Here is a 17320-nt window from a genome sequence, read left to right as displayed (position 1 = left end):
TGATAAAAAGCAAGAAAAAATAAGGCGACTCACTTTTTTATTGCGGATTCTCTGAGGATGAATTCCGATTTTACGGTCATGTGTCTGTCGTAGGGTTTTCCGTTGAGGTGTGCAAGCAATGCGCTTGCAGCTTTTTCGCAGGCAAGCTCTAAGTTTGTGTCCACAGATGCCAACGGCGGATTTAAATAGGCGGTTTCAAGGTTGTTGTTCTTGCCGATGACTAAAATGTCCTCGGGAATTTTTAAGCCGTGGTCTAAAATACACCGCATGGCACCGATGGCAATGTTATCATAAGCACAGATGATGGCTTCGGGAATCTGATTCTTTTTAAAAAGCTGTTCCATCGCCTCATATCCGCCTTCGTTAAAACGGGCATGGGAGGTGCTTTTGAAAAGATCTTTTTCGGTATAGCCTGTTTCCAGACAAAGATTTGTAAGTGTTTCGAGTGTGGATACGGTATGCGGTTCAATTAAAAGACCGATGGTTTGTACGCCGCTTTCCTTCAGGTGGGCGATTGCTTGTTTATATCCGTCATCATAAGAGGCATTGACGGAAATTTCAGCATCGCTTAAGCTGTGGCAAATATGGGCGACGGGAATTTCACCGCTGTACGAAACAGCACCGCTTGAGCCGATACAAATAATGCCGTCTACCGTGGCATAGCTGTTGTAGTAATCCAAAAGCTCTTTTTCGGTTTCGGATGAAAAGTTGGTGGAGGCAACACAGATTTCACAGTTGTGCGCCGAAAGATACTTTTGCAGAGCGGTCAGTGCGGTAGAGTAGTCTCTGCCCTCAAATTCGGGACAGATAACCGCAATAATATGCTTTGGATATTTTGCTCTGTAATATTTTTTGAAAACACCGTACTGCTTTGCAATATCAAAAACAGCATCACGGGTTTCTTCGCTGACCTCGGCACTCATGGAAAACGCCTTGGAAACGGTTGAAACCGAAACGTGTGCCAGCTTTGCAATTTTGGATAAGGTTATCATTTCATCACCACCGACAATGATTATACACTTTTTTGGCATGAAAAGCAACCTTTATCTGCACGAAAAATTTTCGTTAAGAAAAAAATCTTTAAAAGGTATTGACTTTAGTCCGCTAATATGCTAAAATGGCAATAGACTAAAATCAGAAAGGATTTGAAAATTATGAAAAAATTACTCGTACTGGCTCTGGCAGCAATCATGATGCTGGGTCTTGTTGCTTGCGGAGGCAATGAAGAATTAACCGATACCGCAAGAATTGAAGAAAACGGCAAAATGCTCATCGGTTACACCATTTATGAACCCATGAACTACATGGAAGACGGCAAGCTCACCGGTTTTGATACCGAATTTGCTGAAGCAGTTTGCGAAAAGCTCGGTGTTGAAGCGGAATTTATTGAAATCAACTGGGATACAAAGTTTGTAACCTTAGATTCCAACAAAATCGACTGCATCTGGAACGGTATGACCATTTCGGACGAAGTTAAGAAAAACTGCGCTGTATCCAAGGCATACGTTAAGAATGCACAGGTTGTTGTTATGAAAGAAGATATGCTTGAACAGTACAAGGATGCTGAAAGCATGAAGGATCTGAAATTTGCGGCTGAAGCAGGCTCTGCAGGTGAAACCGCAATCAAGGAAAACGGCTTAGATGCAAACTATGCGCCCGTTGCTTTGCAGTCTGATGCATTGCTGGCGGTTGCAGGCGGTCAGGCTGATGCTTGCGTAATTGATATTACCATGGCTAAATCCATGACAGCTGACGGTACTTCTTATGAAGATATGGGCTATGCTGTAGAACTGACCTCTGAAGAATATGGTATCGGCTTCAGAAGTGATTCCGACCTGACTGCTAAGGTTGACGGCATCATCGACGAGCTTAAGGCTGACGGCACTTTGGATGCATTGGCTGAAAAGTACGGCCTGAACCTTGCTCTGTAATTGAACAGAAAGCTTGAATAGTAAGTGATTGAAAAAGGCAGAAGCAATTCTGCCTTTTTAAAAAGTAAAACAAAAGGAAGAACAGGAAATGTCAATGTTTATAACAGTTACACTCAGCCTGCTGGAAGGCTTGATGATGACACTGAAAATATTCGGGCTGACGTTGCTTATGGCAATCCCGTTAGGCCTTTTAATCGCTTTTGGCTCTATGAGCAAGATTGCGGTAATCAAGTGGCCTATTAAAATTTTAATCTGGATTATCCGCGGTACGCCCCTGATGTTACAGCTGGTGGTGTTCGGCTTCGGTCCCGGGCTTTTGGGAATTGACGGCATGGACACGTTCGTTGCGGTTATGATGGCGTTTGTGTTAAACTATTCCTGCTATTTTTCGGAAATTTACCGTGGCGGTATTGAGGGTATTCCGAAAGGGCAGTATGAAGCGGGACAGGTGTTGGGCATGACCAAGACCCAGGTGTTTTTTAAGGTTATTCTGTTGCAGGTGGTTAAACGCATCATTCCGCCCATGAGCAACGAGTTTTTAACCCTTGTTAAAGATACATCCCTTGCAAACACCATTATGATTTACGAAATCACCTGGAACGCAAAACGCTTTATGAACAGCGAGCATATTTTGTGGCCGTTGTTCTATTCAGGCGTATTTTACTTAGCATTCTGCGGCATTTTAACCTTGTTGTTCGGCTACATAGAAAAGAAACTCAGTTACTTTAAGTAAGAGGTGTGTTATGAAAATATTGGAAATTAAAAATTTACAGAAATCCTTTGACAAAACCTCTGTACTGAAAAACGTAAGCTTTTCTATGGAAGAGGGGGAGGTTTTGTCTATTATCGGTTCTTCGGGAAGCGGTAAAACAACCCTTTTGCGGTGCATCAATTTTTTGGAAAAGGCAGACAAGGGTAAAATTTACTTAGACGGTGAAGAACTGTTTGACGGCGAAAATCAACTGCATGCAAAGCCTGCGGAAATCCGTAAAAAACAGTTAAATTTCGGTCTGGTGTTTCAGGACTTTAATCTGTTTCCCCAGTATAATGTGTTAGATAACGTTATGTTGGCGCCCAAGCTTCTGGCGAAGGAAAGACCTGATTTTAAGCAAAACAAAAAAGAAATTTTTGAAGAGATTGAAAAGACTGCAACCGAGCTTTTAACCAAGGTCGGGGTTGCGGATAAGCTGAAAAACTACCCCTGGGAATTGTCGGGCGGTCAAAAACAGCGTGTATCCATTGCGCGTGCGCTGGCATTAAAGCCGAGAATTCTGTTTTTTGACGAGCCGACCTCTGCACTTGATCCCGAAATTACCAATGAAGTGTTAAAGGTTATTAAGTCTTTAGCGGACGAGGGCATTACCATGATTATTGTAACCCACGAAATGTTGTTTGCCAGAAATATTTCGGACAGAGTTATTTTTATGGACCAGGGTGTTATTGCGGAAGAGGGTACGGCAGAAGAAATTTTTACCAATCCCAAAACCGAGCGGTTGCAGGAATTTCTGCAAAATACGAAAATTTAATGAAAGACAAGAAAGCAAGTCTGAAAATGCAAAGTTTTCAGACTTGTTTTTTATTGACTTTTTTCGGAAATTTTGGTAAAATTAAAATGAGGAAATATATGGGGTAATAAGGAATGAATTTATGAAAAAAGTTTTTTTCTGCAGTTTAATATTGTGTACGATGCTTTTTTGTGCTGCACATTGTTTTGCGGCACCGCCGCGCGAGGATTATCAGCTGGTTTTAGCAGACGAGTTTGACGGAGATGCGTTAAATACCGAAATCTGGGGTTATCGGGGCGGTGATACAAACCGCAAAGAAAATGTCCGCGTAGAAAACGGTATTTTGCATATTGATTATAAATATGCGGAAATTCCCGCTGAAGAAACAAATGCGGAAGCAGACACAGAGCAAACTGAACCGCCGAAGCAGTATGCGTTTACGGGCGGTGGTATCATTACCAATCACACTCTGCGTTACGGCTACTATGAAGTGCGTGCAAAAGCCTACAGCGGTGTAAGGGGATTGCACACCTCGTTCTGGAATTCGGGTTACGGGTATGGTGCGTTGACACCTAAACCTGCCTATGCGCCTGTAAATAATACCTTTATGGAAATTGACATATTTGAAATTGATTCCAGAGATGACGGGGAGTATCCTAAAATACCGCAATGCGTACACTATTTTGTGGGTGACCACACCAGAGGCGAAATTATAAATAATGGCAAAGAGCTTACCTTTGACTGCTCGGAAGAATGGTTTGTTATGGGTATGGAATGGTTGCCCGACAGAATTAATTACTATTTAAACGGTGAGCTTTGGGGAACTGTGGAAAACCTGCAGGAGTATGGTCAGGCTTATATGTGGCTGACTGCGCTTGCACAACCGGAAAAGCTTTTAAATGAAGATGGGACATACGATGTAGATTTTGATAAAGCGGATGAAAACGGCTTGTTCGGCAGTTCACAGTTTGATTATTTCCGTTATTATCAGTTGCCCATTCAGGATACAAATCTTTTAAGCAACGGCAATTTTGAGAACAATCGTCCTGTAGCGAGCAAATATCCCTCGGGCTTTGAAGTGAAAGGGGATTTAGAGGCTTCGGGAGTACAGAAAACACCTCGTGCCGAGGAAGGTATATGTTATCACATTCACCAGAGTGCAGAGCCATACAGCTTGTCTACAGGTCAGGAATTTAACTATCTGCTGCCCGGCAAATACACTTTTAAGGGCAAATTTAAAACTTCGGGCGTATTGAACAAGGCACGCCTTGTGGTTTATGATAAAAACGGTGATGAAATTGCTTATAAAGCCATTTCGGCAGGCGGAAAGTGGACAGAAGTTGCGCTTACCGATATTGAGATTTCAGATTACGCCTATGTGGCGGTGGAATCCGCGTCGAACGGAGAGACAATTCTTTCGATAGATTGTCTGGAATTTTACAGACAGGAAGGATTGGTGCTACCCGAAAGCGAAGGGGTGCGTAAATACGAAAATTACAGAGGTGTTGACCCCTTAAACGGTCCGCACTTTATTCTGACCGATGCGGTGCGGTATGATGAAAGCAGATGGAAAACATCCGGTTTGTTGGAGAATGCCTACTATACCACGCTGACAAAAGACAGCGAGCCGATAGAGGTTTACTGGGAAATCCCGGCAGAGCTTACGGGGCAGTATCGTCTGGAATGGCGGAATCTCCCCTCAGGCGGTAACGTTTCAAAGCAAACCTATCTTATCGAATTGCCCGACGGTACGCAAAAAACCGTTGAGCTGGATACCTCGGTAAATTCTGCAGATGCGTGGCTTTCTTTGGGACGGTACAGTCTAAACGCAGGAGAAGTGCTTAAGGTGACCTTAAAATCTGTTGAAGGACAGACGGGGCATTTTCGCGTATCCAGATTCCGTCTCAATGATGAAGAGGTACATGCGGTGTATGAGGCGGTAAGCGTTATGCTCAGCAACTGCATTTTTATGTATAAAAACAGCCCCTACATCTTTGAAAAAAACAATGAGCAAGTGGTGCCGTATTATGAGGATGGGGTGTATTACATTCCGTATCAGGCGTTAAAGATAGATGCAGGCATTGTGGCGGATGTGGAAGAGGATGCTGTGTATATAACCGCGGACGACCTGAAAAAGGCAGGATACGGGGTAACAGTTTCCGATTCTTTAATTATGATTCACGACACCGATGCGCTGATAAACGAAAGTGTTCTGCAACGGGCGTTAAAAGACATGACGTCTTTTGCACTACCCCAGAATGCAAAGCATGCGATTTTTGTAAATAATGAAAATGTAAGCGGACAGATTATGCTGGACAGAACAAAAGCAGAATATGCAGGCGGTGTGTGGAAGGATTCCAACACACCTGTAAAGAACACGTATCTGGACGGCACCGGCTCAGAAAACATCAAATGGGAAGATGTGAAGGTGAAATATACTTTGCAGGCGCCTGAGCAAGGTAAATATGCAGTTGAATTTTATTCGGCGTCCTATACAACCGCCTCTGCAAATATGACGATAGAGGTTTATGCACAGGGCAAAATTACAGAGTATCTGTTAAATCAGAAAACCGCACCGCTCGGCTGGCACAAGCTTTGTGTGCTGGATATGGATGCCAATGAAACGGTGAATATGGAAATTTCCTCCACAGAGAGATTTATGCGTATTGTGGGCGTTCGGCTCGTACCCCTTTACGATGCCCCGAAGGTTACCAAAACCGACGGCAAGCTTTCGGTGGATTTAGGACATGCCATGTACTATGTGGGCAAAATTATTCTGGCAGAAAACACAGAAAACGGTGTAAATTATCAGTTTATCACCCCTGAAGAGGCAGTAACCGAGCTTCCTTTGCAGGATGCAGAAAATCCCTATCGCTTGTTCTTCTGGCAGAACATGACAAGCTTTAAACCGCTTTATAAAGATCAATAACTGTTAAGGAATGACAATCTATGGAAATTTTTTATCTTACACTCAAACAAATGCTGATGATGTTTACCATGATTCTGGTGGGCTTTGTGCTTCGGAAAAAGCAGATTGTGCCGGATAATGCACACATCACCTTAGCACGCCTGGAGACCTTTGCGTTTGTGCCTGCGTTATCTCTTTTCAATCAGATGACCCAGTGTACACCCGAAACCTTTAAGGAAAACGCAAGCTTATTTTTATACGGACTCGGGATTGTGTTGGTGGCGGTGCTGATTGCCTATCCGCTGTCCCGTCTGTTTATCCCAAAGCGGTTAAACAGCCCGGCGGACAATTATCAGCGAAACATTTTTAAATACGCCTTAACCTTCGGCAACTATGGGTTTATGGGGAATTTCATTATTTTAGGTGTGTTTGGTGAGGCGTTTTTCTTCCGCTATTCGCTGTTTACCTTTCCGTTGCTTGCGGTGGGGTACAGCTGGGGCATGTTCGTGCTTGTGCCTAAGGAACAGAATGCAGGCTTGCTTCAAAGCTTAAAAAAAGGCTTGCTGACACCCCCTATGATTTCGTTGGTGCTGGGCATCCTTTTAGGTCTTATGAATGCAAAGCAGTATATGCCGGACTTTTTAATGAATGCTTTTGGAAATGCCAGCAAATGTCAGGGGCCTGTTGCTATGCTTCTGGCAGGCGTTGTGATTGGCGGATACAATTTTAAAGAGCTGATACAAAACAAAAAGGTGTATGCGGTAACGGCGTTCCGCTTGATTTTGATTCCTGCGGTGCTGGTGCTTGCGCTTTATGCCCTCGGGACAAGCAGGGAAATTATTATCATGGCTCTGGTTGCCTTTGCGACACCTTTGGGCTTAAATACCATTGTGTATCCTGCGGCATATGGCGGAGACACCAAAACGGGTGCGTCCATGGCGATGATTTCCCATGCTCTTTCGGTTGTTACGTTGCCCCTGATGTATCTGCTTCTGATTGTCGGTATTTAAAAAAGGGAGGATTATGAAATGAAAAAAATTGTACTTATACTGTTTTGTGTCGCTATGGCATTTTGGGTTATGGGATGTAACGCAGATGATGGCACGATTGCCGATGCAATTAAAACATTTGAGGAGCTTGAACAGGTGTATGATGAAGCGGCACCGTTTGTGGCGGTGTCTGATGATTCTGCGGTAAAGCTTTATGAAGAGGCGGGGAAGGTGTACCGTTCTGCAGGCAGAGTGATAGATGCGAAATTTGATGATTACAGCAAAAAGGACGTGAAGAAGCTGATTCAGCAGATGGACGAGCAAATCCGCATTCTGGATTCTCTGGCACAGGAGCCGGTAAAGAAAGTGAAACCGAAAAAGGATGCGGACAAAAAGACCTATGCACTTCGCATTCAGAATGAAACCCAGATGCCTTTTTATACCGTTGAATTGAAGTCGGGCAGTGGTGATTACGATATGCCTGTGGCTTTAGCCGGTGAGCTGATGCCGAGTGCAGAGGTTTCGGTGGCATTACAAGCCCCTGCAAACGAAAAATTCACGGTGGTAGCAACAGACGAAGCAGAAAAGGAAATTTCCTTTTCGGGTGCATTTTATTTAAGCGACAAGGCAGTTTTGGAGCTTTTGTGCGAGGACGGCAAATATTCGGTGCAGATGATTTCTTCCTTAAAGACGGAAGAGCCAAAGCACGAAGCGACCGAAACAACAGAACAAACAGCAGAATAAAAACAACATATAAAAATAACACCGTGTCATTGACACGGTGTTGCTTTTATATGAAGTCCTGAAAGACTTGATTCGCAAGGTCTATGCCTTTTTCAGTTAAGCGGAGGTTGTCGTCCGTTTGCTCTAATAGTCCGTTTTTTAAGTGCTTTTCAATCGCGTTTCCGTATACCGATTCGGCGCTCTGCCCAAACCTTTTCTCAAAATCCGAAAGGGACACGCCTTTTGTTTTGCGTAAGCCTAAGAAGAAAAACTCGCTTTGCCGTTCGGCATCCGAAAGGGGAGTGCCTTTTGTGTGCAGGGGGAAAAAATGTTCGCAATGGGCAAAATAGGCATCAAAATCCAAAGGATTTTCATAGCGGACACCCTCAAAATACGAGGACGCGCCAAGTCCTGCGCCCAAATATTCTTTGCCCTCCCAGTAGCGGTTGTTGTGCTTGGATTCAAAGCCCGGCAATGAAAAATTCGAGGTTTCGTACTGAAAAATGCCGTTTTCAGCTAAAATGGCACGGGCTTTATGATAGGTTTCCCGCTCGGCATCCTCTTCTAAAAAGAGGTAGCTGTCCTGCTTTTCAAAAAGGGGTGTGCCTTCTTCCAACTGCAGGCTGTAGAGCGAAATGTGCTTAGGATTTAGCTTTAAAAGCATCTGCAGACCGTTTAAAAAGCATTCTTGGGACTGGTCGGGCAGGTTGAAAATCAAATCGTAGCTGATGTTGGTAAAGCCTGCGATGGTAAGGGCTGCATAGCTTTCCAGTACTTTAAGCACGTTGTGCGGACGGTTGATTTTCTGTAAAATTTCGTCGTCCATTGCCTGCACGCCAAGGCTGATGCGGTTGACACCGCCTTTCTTTAAGGCACGCATTTTAGGCAGGCTTACCGTTTCGGGATTGGCTTCAACGGTAATTTCCGCATCGGGAGTTAAAGGAAAGGCGTGTACCGCTTCCAAAAGCTGTTCCAATTCGGAAGTTTCAAGCACCGTAGGCGTGCCGCCTCCGATATAGACGGTAGAAACGGTTTTGTCTTTACAAAGGTCTTGTAAAGAAGAAAGCTCTTTGTAAAGAGCTTTCATATAAGTTTCCTTTTGGGTGTGGTCGCCAAAGGACAAAAAATCGCAGTAGGCGCACTTTTGCAAGCAAAAGGGAATATGAATGTATAAACCAATGTCCTGCATGGTACGCCTCCTTTTTTAATCTAATTTCAGTACTGCCATGAATGCTTCCTGAGGCACTTCTACAGAGCCGACCTGACGCATTCTCTTTTTACCCTCTTTCTGCTTTTCAAGCAGTTTTTTCTTACGGGTAATGTCACCGCCGTAGCATTTTGCCAATACGTCTTTGCGCATGGCTTTAACGGTCTCTCTGGCGATGATTTTGTTGCCGATTGCTGCCTGAATGGGAATTTCAAACAGCTGGCGCGGGATTTCTTCCTTTAATTTTTCTGCAATTTTTCTGGCTCTTGCATAAGCCTTTTCGGAATGGATGATAAACGAGAGAGCGTCTACCACCTCACCGTTTAACCAGATATCCAGTTTTACCAGATTGGAGCGCTGATAGCCCTTCCATTCATAGTCAAAGGACGCATAGCCCTTGGTGCGGGATTTTAATGCATCGAAAAAGTCGTAAATGATTTCGTTGAGGGGCATCTCATAGGTCAGGGTTACACGGTCGGAGTCAATGTATTCGGTGTTTAAATACACGCCTCTGCGCTCCTGACAAAGCTCCATGATGTTGCCCATGTATTCGGCAGGCATCATAATGGAGGCGGTTACAATGGGCTCTTCCATATACTCAATTTCGGTGGGTGAGGGCATGTTTGTGGGGTTATCCAGATTCATAACCTCACCGTTGGTTTTGATGATTTTATAAATTACACTGGGGGCGGTGGTCACTAAGTCTAAGTTGAACTCACGCTCTAACCGCTCCTGAATGATTTCCATATGCAAAAGTCCCAAGAAACCGCATCGGAAACCAAAGCCTAATGCCTGGGAGGTTTCGGCTTCAAAAATGAGTGCCGCATCGTTTAACTGCAGTTTTTCCAAAGCATCGCGCAGGTCACCGTACTTGGCGCCGTCTGCAGGATAGATACCGCAAAAAACCATCGGGTTAACCTTGCGATAGCCGGGAAGCGGCTCGGATGCAGGCTTGTTTGCGTTGGTTACGGTGTCGCCTACCTGGGTATCCTTTACGTTTTTGATAGAGGCAGCAATATAACCTACCTCACCGCAGGAAAGGCTGTCTGCAGGCACTAAGCCCTGAGGCTTCATGTAGCCTGTTTCCACCACTTCAAACTCTTTATTGGTTGCCATAAAGCGGATTTTCATGCCCGGCTTTACAGAGCCTTCTTTTACGCGGACATACACAATTACGCCTTTGTATGAATCGTAATACGAGTCAAAAATCAACGCCTGCAAAGGCTTTTCGGGGTCGCCTTTTGGGGCAGGGATGCCCGACACCACCTTTTCCAACACCTCATGGATGTTGATGCCCTGCTTTGCGGAAATGAGCGGTGCGTCCTGGGCTTCAATGCCGATGATGTCCTCAATTTCATTTTTTACATAATCGGGACGTGCCGAGGGTAAGTCTATTTTGTTGATAACCGGCACCAATTCCAAATCGTGTTCCAAAGCAAGATAGGTGTTGGCAAGGGTTTGCGCTTCAATTCCCTGAGCCGCATCCACGACTAAAATTGCTCCTTCGCATGCCGCAAGAGAACGGGATACTTCGTAGCCGAAGTCCACATGTCCGGGGGTGTCGATTAAGTTTAAAAGATATTCTTTGCCGTCATCCGCCTTATAAACAAGCCGAACAGCGCGGGCCTTGATGGTAATCCCGCGCTCTCGCTCTAAATCCATATTGTCTAAGATTTGCTCTTCCATTTCACGGGCGGTTAACACACCCGTTTCTTCCAGCAGGCGGTCAGCCAGCGTGGATTTGCCATGGTCGATGTGGGCAATGATGCAAAAATTTCTGATGTTTTCCTGTCCGTTTGCCATTCGGTTCCTCCAAAAGTATTATTCAAAATCCAGCGGAATCTGGATGTTGTAGGTTATTTTCCATTCCGGGTCCTCCGCAACGGCACAGCAAAGCACTTTCGGCTTGCCGTCTTCAATATAAACCTGCGGTCTTTCCAAATTGCACATTTTCATGGTTGTGCCGTCTGTAAATTTAACCGTTCTGTCGGATGCCAGCGGAAAATCTTCACAGGGTTCAAATTTATAAAGACCGTCCTCTGCGGTAAAGAGAGCCATGGATTTTTCGTTGGTTTTGGTGAAAAAGCCATGCATATCTTTAACCAAGCAGTAGCAGGTGTCGTTGTAATAGAAAAGACCCGGGTCTTCAATAGAGAAGAAATTGTTGGGGTTGTACATCAGCGGTACATTTGCCTTTACAAAAGGACCCTCAGGCTTGTCTGCCAGTGCAGTGCCCACCAGTACAGCACCGCCCCAGGGGGGATTGCCTTCTTTATTTACCGCTTTGTACATCATAAGGAATTTGCCGTCGGGACGTTTTACCACGGTGGGGTTGGAGGTCATCAGGCTGTCAAAGCCTTCTTCACCAACGTCCAAAACAGGCTTATCCATACGCTTGTAGGGACCGTACATGCTGTCGGCTACAGCTAAGCCGATTCTCTGGTTGTTTCTGTGGGGCCAGAACTCGCCGTTGCCGTGGTTGCCCATGTAATACAGATAATATTTACCCTCGTGGCAGAGAATGCAGGGGTTGTGGAAGCAGTCTCTGTCCCAGGCTTCGTCACCCTCTTCGCGGGTTAAAAGAACTTTTTCAAATTTAAAGGGGCCTGTGGCAGAGTCGGAGGTTGCAAGGCAGATTTCAGACCATACAACCCAGCCGTTCATGCCGGTTTTGTACGGCCATCTGGAATACAAAAGTCCGTATTTGTCACCTTCCTTGGTCATAGCACCGCACCAGGTATAATAACCGCGGTCTCTAAAGGTACCGACTTCTTTGTTTACGGGTAACATTTTTTCTTGGAAATTCATAATTCTTTATCCTTTCTGTATGTTTTGGGCGTTTTGCCCGTCACCTTGCGGAAGGCTCGGTTGAAATTTGCGGTGTTGTTATACCCGCAAAGGGTTGCGATTTCCAGCATGGTTTTGTTGGTTTGCTTTAAATATTCCACGGCAAGCTCAATGCGTTTTACGGTGATGTAGTCCCAGAGACTGATGCCGTTTAAGTGCTTAAAAGTTGTGGAAAAGTAGGTTTTGCTCATCATGGCAATTTTAGAAAGCGCGTCTAAGGTTAAGACGTCTGTGATGTGACTGTCTATATAAACCATTACCTTTTCCATGTTTTCAATGCTTTGCTTTCGGGGTGAAGCATACTCCGAATCCTTTACATAGTCAAAATCCCGTATCAGGTGTACCAAAAGCGATAAAAGGGTGGCTTTGACCATCAGCTCGTATTCGGGCTTCCGGGTTAAAAACTCCTCTTCAATGGTGCGAAGCAAAGGGTGGAGTGCCTGTACTTCCGGCGCATCGCCCAAGAGGCGGTTGCTGAAATTTTCGTTCCGGTCAAAAAATATTTTTAAGAATTTAAAATCTAACATGCGGTTGCCGGTTGCCCAGATAAAACGGGGCGAAAACTGCAACGTTAAAAGCTCCATCTCTTCGCTTTCGGTTTTGGTGATGCAATGCTGTTCGTCGGTGGAAAAGAGGAAAATATCCCCCTCCTGCATGGGATAAACAGCCTTTTCGGTGGTGTATTCGCCTTTTCCTTTTAAAACCATCGAAATTTCAAATTCGGTGTGGCGGTGCATCCGGTTTAAACGGATGCCCTTTTTTACCCTTGCGTAAAAGCATTTGAGCAAAACGGTGTTGTCGGTGACAATCTGATGCAAGCACTCACCTCAAATCGAAATATATTTTGCAAATTACGAAATAAATTTGATGATTTGCCTTATTATTTATATTATAGTAAAATCAAACGAAAATGTCAAGGAGAAGATGCAAAATGAATCTGAATTCCAATGAAAAAAATCTGAATTTAAATGAAATGATTTCAGAAAACGTGAATGTATGTTCGAATCCGTCCGCGCTTAGGATAACAGACATTCGTGTGGCAAACTTAAACGGTGCGCCCAAGCATTGTCCGCTCATTAAAATTTATACCAATCAGGGCTTGGTGGGCTATGGAGAGGTGCGTGATGCTTCGAGTGCGACCTATGCGCTGATGCTAAAGTCCCGTCTGATTGGCGAAAATCCCTGCAATGTAGACAAATTGTTCCGCAGAATCAAACAATTCGGCGGTCCGTCCCGTCAGGGTGGCGGTGTGTCGGGGATTGAAATTGCGCTGTGGGATTTGGCAGGTAAGGCGTGGGGTGTTCCGCTCTGGCAGATGCTGGGCGGTAAATTCCGTGACAAGGTGCGTGTGTACGGGGATACCGATGTGGACGGTAAGCACACCGGGACCGATATGGGGCATGCCATAAAAAAACGAATGGATATGGGCTTTACCATTGTGAAAATGGACCTTGGAATTGAGCTTTTGTATGATGAGCCGGGGTGTATCAATGCGCCCTTAGGGATGATTCGGGATTTTCAGAAATACTCCGCAAAAGCCATTCAGCATCAGAGCGGTTCCATTGACAGAGAGCTGATGCTGGGCAAAAACTATGAGATTTTTACCATTCCCCATTATGCAACAGGTATACATATTACCGAAAAGGGGATGGATTACTTAGAAGAGTATGTGCGTCAGGTGCGTGAGGTGGCAGGCTATGAAGTGCCCCTTGCCATTGACCATTTCGGGCATGTGGCAATTGAGGACTGCATCAAGTTTGCAAAGCGCCTTGAAAAGTATAATATTGCGTGGCTTGAGGATATTCAGCCTTGGCACTTGGCAGGACACTACCAAAAAATTGCAAACAGCTGTAACGTACCGCTGGCAACGGGCGAGGACATCTATTTGGCAAAGAATTTTGAACCTCTGATGGCTTGTGGCGGTATTTCGGTGGCGCATCCCGATTTGCTCACCATCGGTGGCGCATTGGAAACCAAAAAGCTTGGAGATCTGTGCGAGCAGTATGGCGTGGGTATGGCGATTCACATGGCAGAAAGCCCCATTGCCTGCATGGCGGCAATCCATACTGCGGCGGCAATCCAGAATGTGATGGCGGTTGAATTCCATTCTGTGGACGTGCCCTGGTGGAATGACTTGGCAATTGGCATTGAAAATCCGCTGTTCAAAGACGGGTTTGTGGATGTGCCCGATAAGCCGGGTCTTGGCATTGATGCACTCAACGAAGAACTGATTGCGGAGCACATTCATGACAAATATCCGGGTGTGTTTGAACCCACCGACCAATGGAATGATGAATGGGCAAACGACAGAGAATGGAGTTAAAGTAGATAAAAAAAGACTTTCGCGCAATTCGCGAAAGTCTTTTTGCTTTTTAAAACATGCCGGCGAGTTTTCTTGCGGAGGCAGCTAAGTTTTTACAGCCCTCAAAAGCGGTTTCAGGGGTAAAATCAGCAAGATAACGGTCGGCTTCTAAGGTGAGGTAGCCGGTATAGCCGATGTCCTTCAGGGCTTTAACGATGGCATCAAAATCAATTTGCATGGAAAAGGGGATCTGATGTTTGTCACCATGGCGGTCATTGTCATGAATGTGCAGGGCCTGCAACCGATTGCCTAAAGTGTAAATCAATCGGGTGGCAGAGGTTGCATCCTTTAGCATTTCTGCATGTCCCACATCCAGACACGCCACAAAATCCGGGTCGTTTATCGCATTTAAGTGGGCGTCAAAGCTTTCGGGGGTTGAGCAGGCGGTCGGGGAGGCATCGGGGCTTCCTTTTTCCCAGGCAAACAGGTTTTCAATGGCGATTTTCACCCCATGCTCTTTGGCAAAGGGCAAAAGAGCTGAAAATAACTCGGTGTTGCCTGCCACATCCGTGTAGATGTCCGGATGGAAAACACAAATTTCCGCACCAACCTCTGCGGTACATTCAATGGCACGTTTTAAATGGTCACAAATACCGAGTGAGGACGGAGCTGGTGCGTGGGACTGATTGCAATGTATGCCGTTGTCTTCACCGATTTTTTTAAGCCTTCTTGCATGCTTCAGATAATCCTTGCCTGCAAGAGGGTGATTGGTTTTGGTAAATTTCATGGTATCCCAATCAAAGGGAAGCATGAGATGTGTGGGAAAATCCCAGGCATCAAAGCCTGCCTTTGCGTAAAATTCAATGGCTTTTTCTTCGCCCACAAGCCTTGCGGCGGAAGCAATTTCGGTTGAAATTAACATAATTTTAGGTCTCCTTTCAGTTGAATCAAAGAATGAATTTCAAGTTTTTCTAACGCGATTTCTACGTAATCTCTGTGGATTTTTACGGTGTGGGCTTCGCCGAGAGGCAGATTTACATCGGTGAAAGAACCGTGGATTTTAACCTTTACACCGTACCGCTCGGGCACAAAATCGTAAACGGTATAGTTTAAGCTGTGTCTGCCCTGCAGGAGATTAATCAGGTTCACGGTCACGCCGTCAGCATCCTTCTGCAAGGTGATGTCTATGTATTTTTGGTTGATTTCAACGACAGGTGTACCTAAAATGTTTCGAATCAGGTCAGTAAACATATAGTTTTTATGGTCATAATAATTCAAGCCGAGAGCAAAAGGAATATAGGTAATTTTACCCTTTTCAAGCGAATCGGTACGGTAAGCTTTGCCGAAGGGATACCGTAAATCGGCTAAAGCGCAGAGTGCACCATTTCCTTCGGTAAGTTTAATGGTGTCCCCTTCGTTCAGCAACGCAAAGCTTTGGTCGTTGCCCAATAGATTTACCCGCGTGTTTTCAACCAAATCGCCCAAAGGAGAGGCGGAAAATTGCATACAGGTTTTGGCACCGCTTACAATTAAGTGACCGCCCGTTTTGGCAAATTCAAGCAGTTTTTGCTTGTTTTCGGGCAGGATTTCTTCCCATTCGGGCACATAAACTGCTTTGTAATTTTTAAGCTGTTCGTCTAACTGATAGGTATACAAAATGCCTGCGGTGTATTGTGCGTCCAATACACATTCCAGACCGCCGATTAAAGCGTTTGTAGCACCTGCGGCATTATAAATATTGCTGTTTGCATAACGGGAATGCTCGTCACAGTAAAGGGCAACCTCTGCAAAGGGTTCTTTTTTGAAGTTTAATGCTTTGCGCTCTTTCATAAATTTGCCCAAAGGAATAAAGCGCGGATTTAAACTGCGTTTGGCACTGCCGTCTTTGTTTTGGGTTACATAAACCTGAAAACCACCGCCTAAAGACAGTGTCATAGCGGCTTCCTGCATCAGTTGCGGTGCCGGTTTTTCGGTTCCGTGTGTCCATTCAAACCCCCATGCCATCAAATCCCAGGGTTTTCCGCGGTTTGCAATACAGCGCGCCTCGTAGCGGGCGATATGTACACTGTTATAGTTGGGGTAATCGCCCGATAAAAAGTCCACATCCGCTTTGATGGATTCGGGCATATAAGAGGTGTAAGCCCAGTTGCTTGCCACAACAAAATCGGGGTTATGGGCATGTAGGGCATCCACATAATGCTTTAAATATTTTGTGTACGCTTCCCGCATCATTTCGTTGTGTTCCTGCTCGGTCATATTTTCTTTTAAGTGCGGTTTTGCGTATGCGGAAGAATCGCGCTCTACTGCCCAGCAGTCCCCGTCAATCCAGACCCCTGCCACGCCGTATTTATCGGATAATTCTTTAAGCTGCGGAATAAGCAGGTCGTCTGCATAAGGACCAAACAAAGTAACGGCATTGCTGTGGTTGCCGGGGGTTGCCTGTTGTTCGGGATGTTTTTCCAGATATCGGGTATCCATTACGCCCGAATAGTGCATGTAAATAGGGAGATTATGCTTTTTGGCGGTATCTACCCACACTTTTAAATTGTCTGCCTTTAAATTATCGGCAGAATTACCCAAAGCAGACGGATAACAAGTGTTGCCCGGATGCCCTTTGCAATCGCATTGAATAAAATCAATTCCGCTGTCTGTAATATATTTTTCAATATCTTCGGGGATGGTGTTTAAACCAATTTCTGCGGTATTGCCTGCGTGAAAGTCGAAATGCAAACCGAAATAACGCTCGTGTTTCATAAAAATCACCTTTTTTGTTTTCATTATAGCACCAAATTTTTATATGTCAAGCAATTGACTGTATTTTATTTTTATGATATACTTAAATGTAAAAATGGAACGCATTTACAATTAAAAGATACGTTTTTACTATAAAATTTTAAGATTTGTGATA

14 protein-coding genes are annotated in these 17320 nt (G+C 44.9%); 7 read left to right on the top strand and 7 right to left on the bottom strand.

All coding sequences use genetic code 11. The features are described 5' to 3' along the window. Positions 1-29: 29 nt before the first annotated feature. Entirely contained in the window at positions 30-1031 is a 1002-nt protein-coding gene (locus tag IJE10_09540; protein ID MBQ2968347.1) for a LacI family DNA-binding transcriptional regulator, read from the bottom strand. Positions 1032-1154: 123 nt separating this feature from the next. Between IJE10_09540 and IJE10_09535 the strand changes: the two genes are divergently transcribed. From IJE10_09535 to IJE10_09510, 6 genes are all read left to right on the top strand, one after another. Next, positions 1155-1931: a transporter substrate-binding domain-containing protein gene (locus IJE10_09535; protein MBQ2968346.1), complete on the top strand. Its 777-nt coding sequence runs from the start codon at positions 1155-1157 to the stop codon at positions 1929-1931. An 88-nt stretch (positions 1932-2019) separates the two neighbouring features. Beyond that, positions 2020-2664, top strand: a complete 645-nt coding sequence (locus tag IJE10_09530; protein ID MBQ2968345.1) for an amino acid ABC transporter permease — start codon at positions 2020-2022, stop codon at positions 2662-2664. Positions 2665-2680: 16 nt separating this feature from the next. After that, on the top strand, positions 2681-3457 hold the full coding sequence (locus IJE10_09525) for an amino acid ABC transporter ATP-binding protein (protein ID MBQ2968344.1): 777 nt from the start codon (positions 2681-2683) through the stop codon (positions 3455-3457). 121 nt (positions 3458-3578) lie between these two features. Next, positions 3579-6365 carry a family 16 glycosylhydrolase gene (locus IJE10_09520; GenBank protein MBQ2968343.1) on the top strand — a complete coding sequence of 929 codons (2787 nt, stop codon included), beginning with the start codon at positions 3579-3581 and terminating at the stop codon, positions 6363-6365. A 20-nt stretch (positions 6366-6385) separates the two neighbouring features. After that, positions 6386-7354, top strand: coding sequence for an AEC family transporter (locus IJE10_09515; GenBank protein MBQ2968342.1), 969 nt, complete (start codon positions 6386-6388; stop codon positions 7352-7354). 18 nt (positions 7355-7372) lie between these two features. Then, on the top strand, positions 7373-8077 hold the full coding sequence (locus IJE10_09510; GenBank protein ID MBQ2968341.1) for a hypothetical protein: 705 nt from the start codon (positions 7373-7375) through the stop codon (positions 8075-8077). Positions 8078-8123: 46 nt separating this feature from the next. Here IJE10_09510 and hemW read toward each other — a convergent pair whose 3' ends face one another. The 4 genes from hemW to IJE10_09490 are packed head-to-tail and all read right to left on the bottom strand — an operon-like array spanning position 8124 to position 12928. After that, on the bottom strand, positions 8124-9245 hold the full coding sequence (hemW, locus tag IJE10_09505) for a radical SAM family heme chaperone HemW (GenBank protein MBQ2968340.1): 1122 nt from the start codon (positions 9243-9245) through the stop codon (positions 8124-8126). 15 nt (positions 9246-9260) lie between these two features. Next, on the bottom strand, positions 9261-11066 hold the full coding sequence (gene lepA, locus IJE10_09500) for a translation elongation factor 4 (GenBank protein ID MBQ2968339.1): 1806 nt from the start codon (positions 11064-11066) through the stop codon (positions 9261-9263). An 18-nt stretch (positions 11067-11084) separates the two neighbouring features. Further along, entirely contained in the window at positions 11085-12071 is a 987-nt protein-coding gene (locus tag IJE10_09495; GenBank protein ID MBQ2968338.1) for a glycoside hydrolase family protein, read from the bottom strand. Next, positions 12068-12928, bottom strand: a complete 861-nt coding sequence (locus IJE10_09490) for a helix-turn-helix transcriptional regulator (protein MBQ2968337.1) — start codon at positions 12926-12928, stop codon at positions 12068-12070. The genes IJE10_09495 and IJE10_09490 overlap by 4 nt, the downstream gene beginning before the upstream one ends. 113 nt (positions 12929-13041) lie before the next feature. Between IJE10_09490 and IJE10_09485 the strand changes: the two genes are divergently transcribed. Beyond that, positions 13042-14433: a mandelate racemase/muconate lactonizing enzyme family protein gene (locus tag IJE10_09485; GenBank protein ID MBQ2968336.1), complete on the top strand. Its 1392-nt coding sequence runs from the start codon at positions 13042-13044 to the stop codon at positions 14431-14433. Between the two features lie 49 nt (positions 14434-14482). On the opposite strand, the gene IJE10_09480 is transcribed toward IJE10_09485, so the two are convergent. Both IJE10_09480 and IJE10_09475 read right to left on the bottom strand, forming a co-directional pair. Continuing rightward, positions 14483-15334 carry a sugar phosphate isomerase/epimerase gene (locus IJE10_09480; GenBank protein MBQ2968335.1) on the bottom strand — a complete coding sequence of 284 codons (852 nt, stop codon included), beginning with the start codon at positions 15332-15334 and terminating at the stop codon, positions 14483-14485. Then, positions 15328-17166: an alpha-L-fucosidase gene (locus IJE10_09475; GenBank protein ID MBQ2968334.1), complete on the bottom strand. Its 1839-nt coding sequence runs from the start codon at positions 17164-17166 to the stop codon at positions 15328-15330. The genes IJE10_09480 and IJE10_09475 overlap by 7 nt, the downstream gene beginning before the upstream one ends. Positions 17167-17320 lie beyond the last annotated feature (154 nt).

This window comes from Clostridia bacterium (genome assembly GCA_017410375.1).
Taxonomy (GTDB): Bacteria; Bacillota; Clostridia; order RGIG6154; family RGIG6154; genus RGIG6154.
Note: the sequence above shows the minus strand (reverse complement) of the source record. Positions and strands in the feature narration are given on the sequence as shown.

Bases quoted from the DNA above. Each gene is read 5' to 3' on its own strand.
- IJE10_09540 (MBQ2968347.1), bottom strand. From the start codon at position 1,031: ATGCCAAAAAAGTGTATAATCATTGTCGGTGGTGATGAAATGATAACC.
- IJE10_09535 (MBQ2968346.1), top strand. From the start codon at position 1,155: ATGAAAAAATTACTCGTACTGGCTCTGGCAGCAATCATGATGCTGGGT.
- IJE10_09530 (MBQ2968345.1), top strand. From the start codon at position 2,020: ATGTCAATGTTTATAACAGTTACACTCAGCCTGCTGGAAGGCTTGATG.
- IJE10_09520 (MBQ2968343.1), top strand. From the start codon at position 3,579: ATGAAAAAAGTTTTTTTCTGCAGTTTAATATTGTGTACGATGCTTTTT.
- IJE10_09515 (MBQ2968342.1), top strand. From the start codon at position 6,386: ATGGAAATTTTTTATCTTACACTCAAACAAATGCTGATGATGTTTACC.
- IJE10_09510 (MBQ2968341.1), top strand. From the start codon at position 7,373: ATGAAAAAAATTGTACTTATACTGTTTTGTGTCGCTATGGCATTTTGG.
- hemW (MBQ2968340.1), bottom strand. From the start codon at position 9,245: ATGCAGGACATTGGTTTATACATTCATATTCCCTTTTGCTTGCAAAAG.
- lepA (MBQ2968339.1), bottom strand. From the start codon at position 11,066: ATGGCAAACGGACAGGAAAACATCAGAAATTTTTGCATCATTGCCCAC.
- IJE10_09495 (MBQ2968338.1), bottom strand. From the start codon at position 12,071: ATGAATTTCCAAGAAAAAATGTTACCCGTAAACAAAGAAGTCGGTACC.
- IJE10_09485 (MBQ2968336.1), top strand. From the start codon at position 13,042: ATGAATCTGAATTCCAATGAAAAAAATCTGAATTTAAATGAAATGATT.
- IJE10_09480 (MBQ2968335.1), bottom strand. From the start codon at position 15,334: ATGTTAATTTCAACCGAAATTGCTTCCGCCGCAAGGCTTGTGGGCGAA.
- IJE10_09475 (MBQ2968334.1), bottom strand. From the start codon at position 17,166: ATGAAACACGAGCGTTATTTCGGTTTGCATTTCGACTTTCACGCAGGC.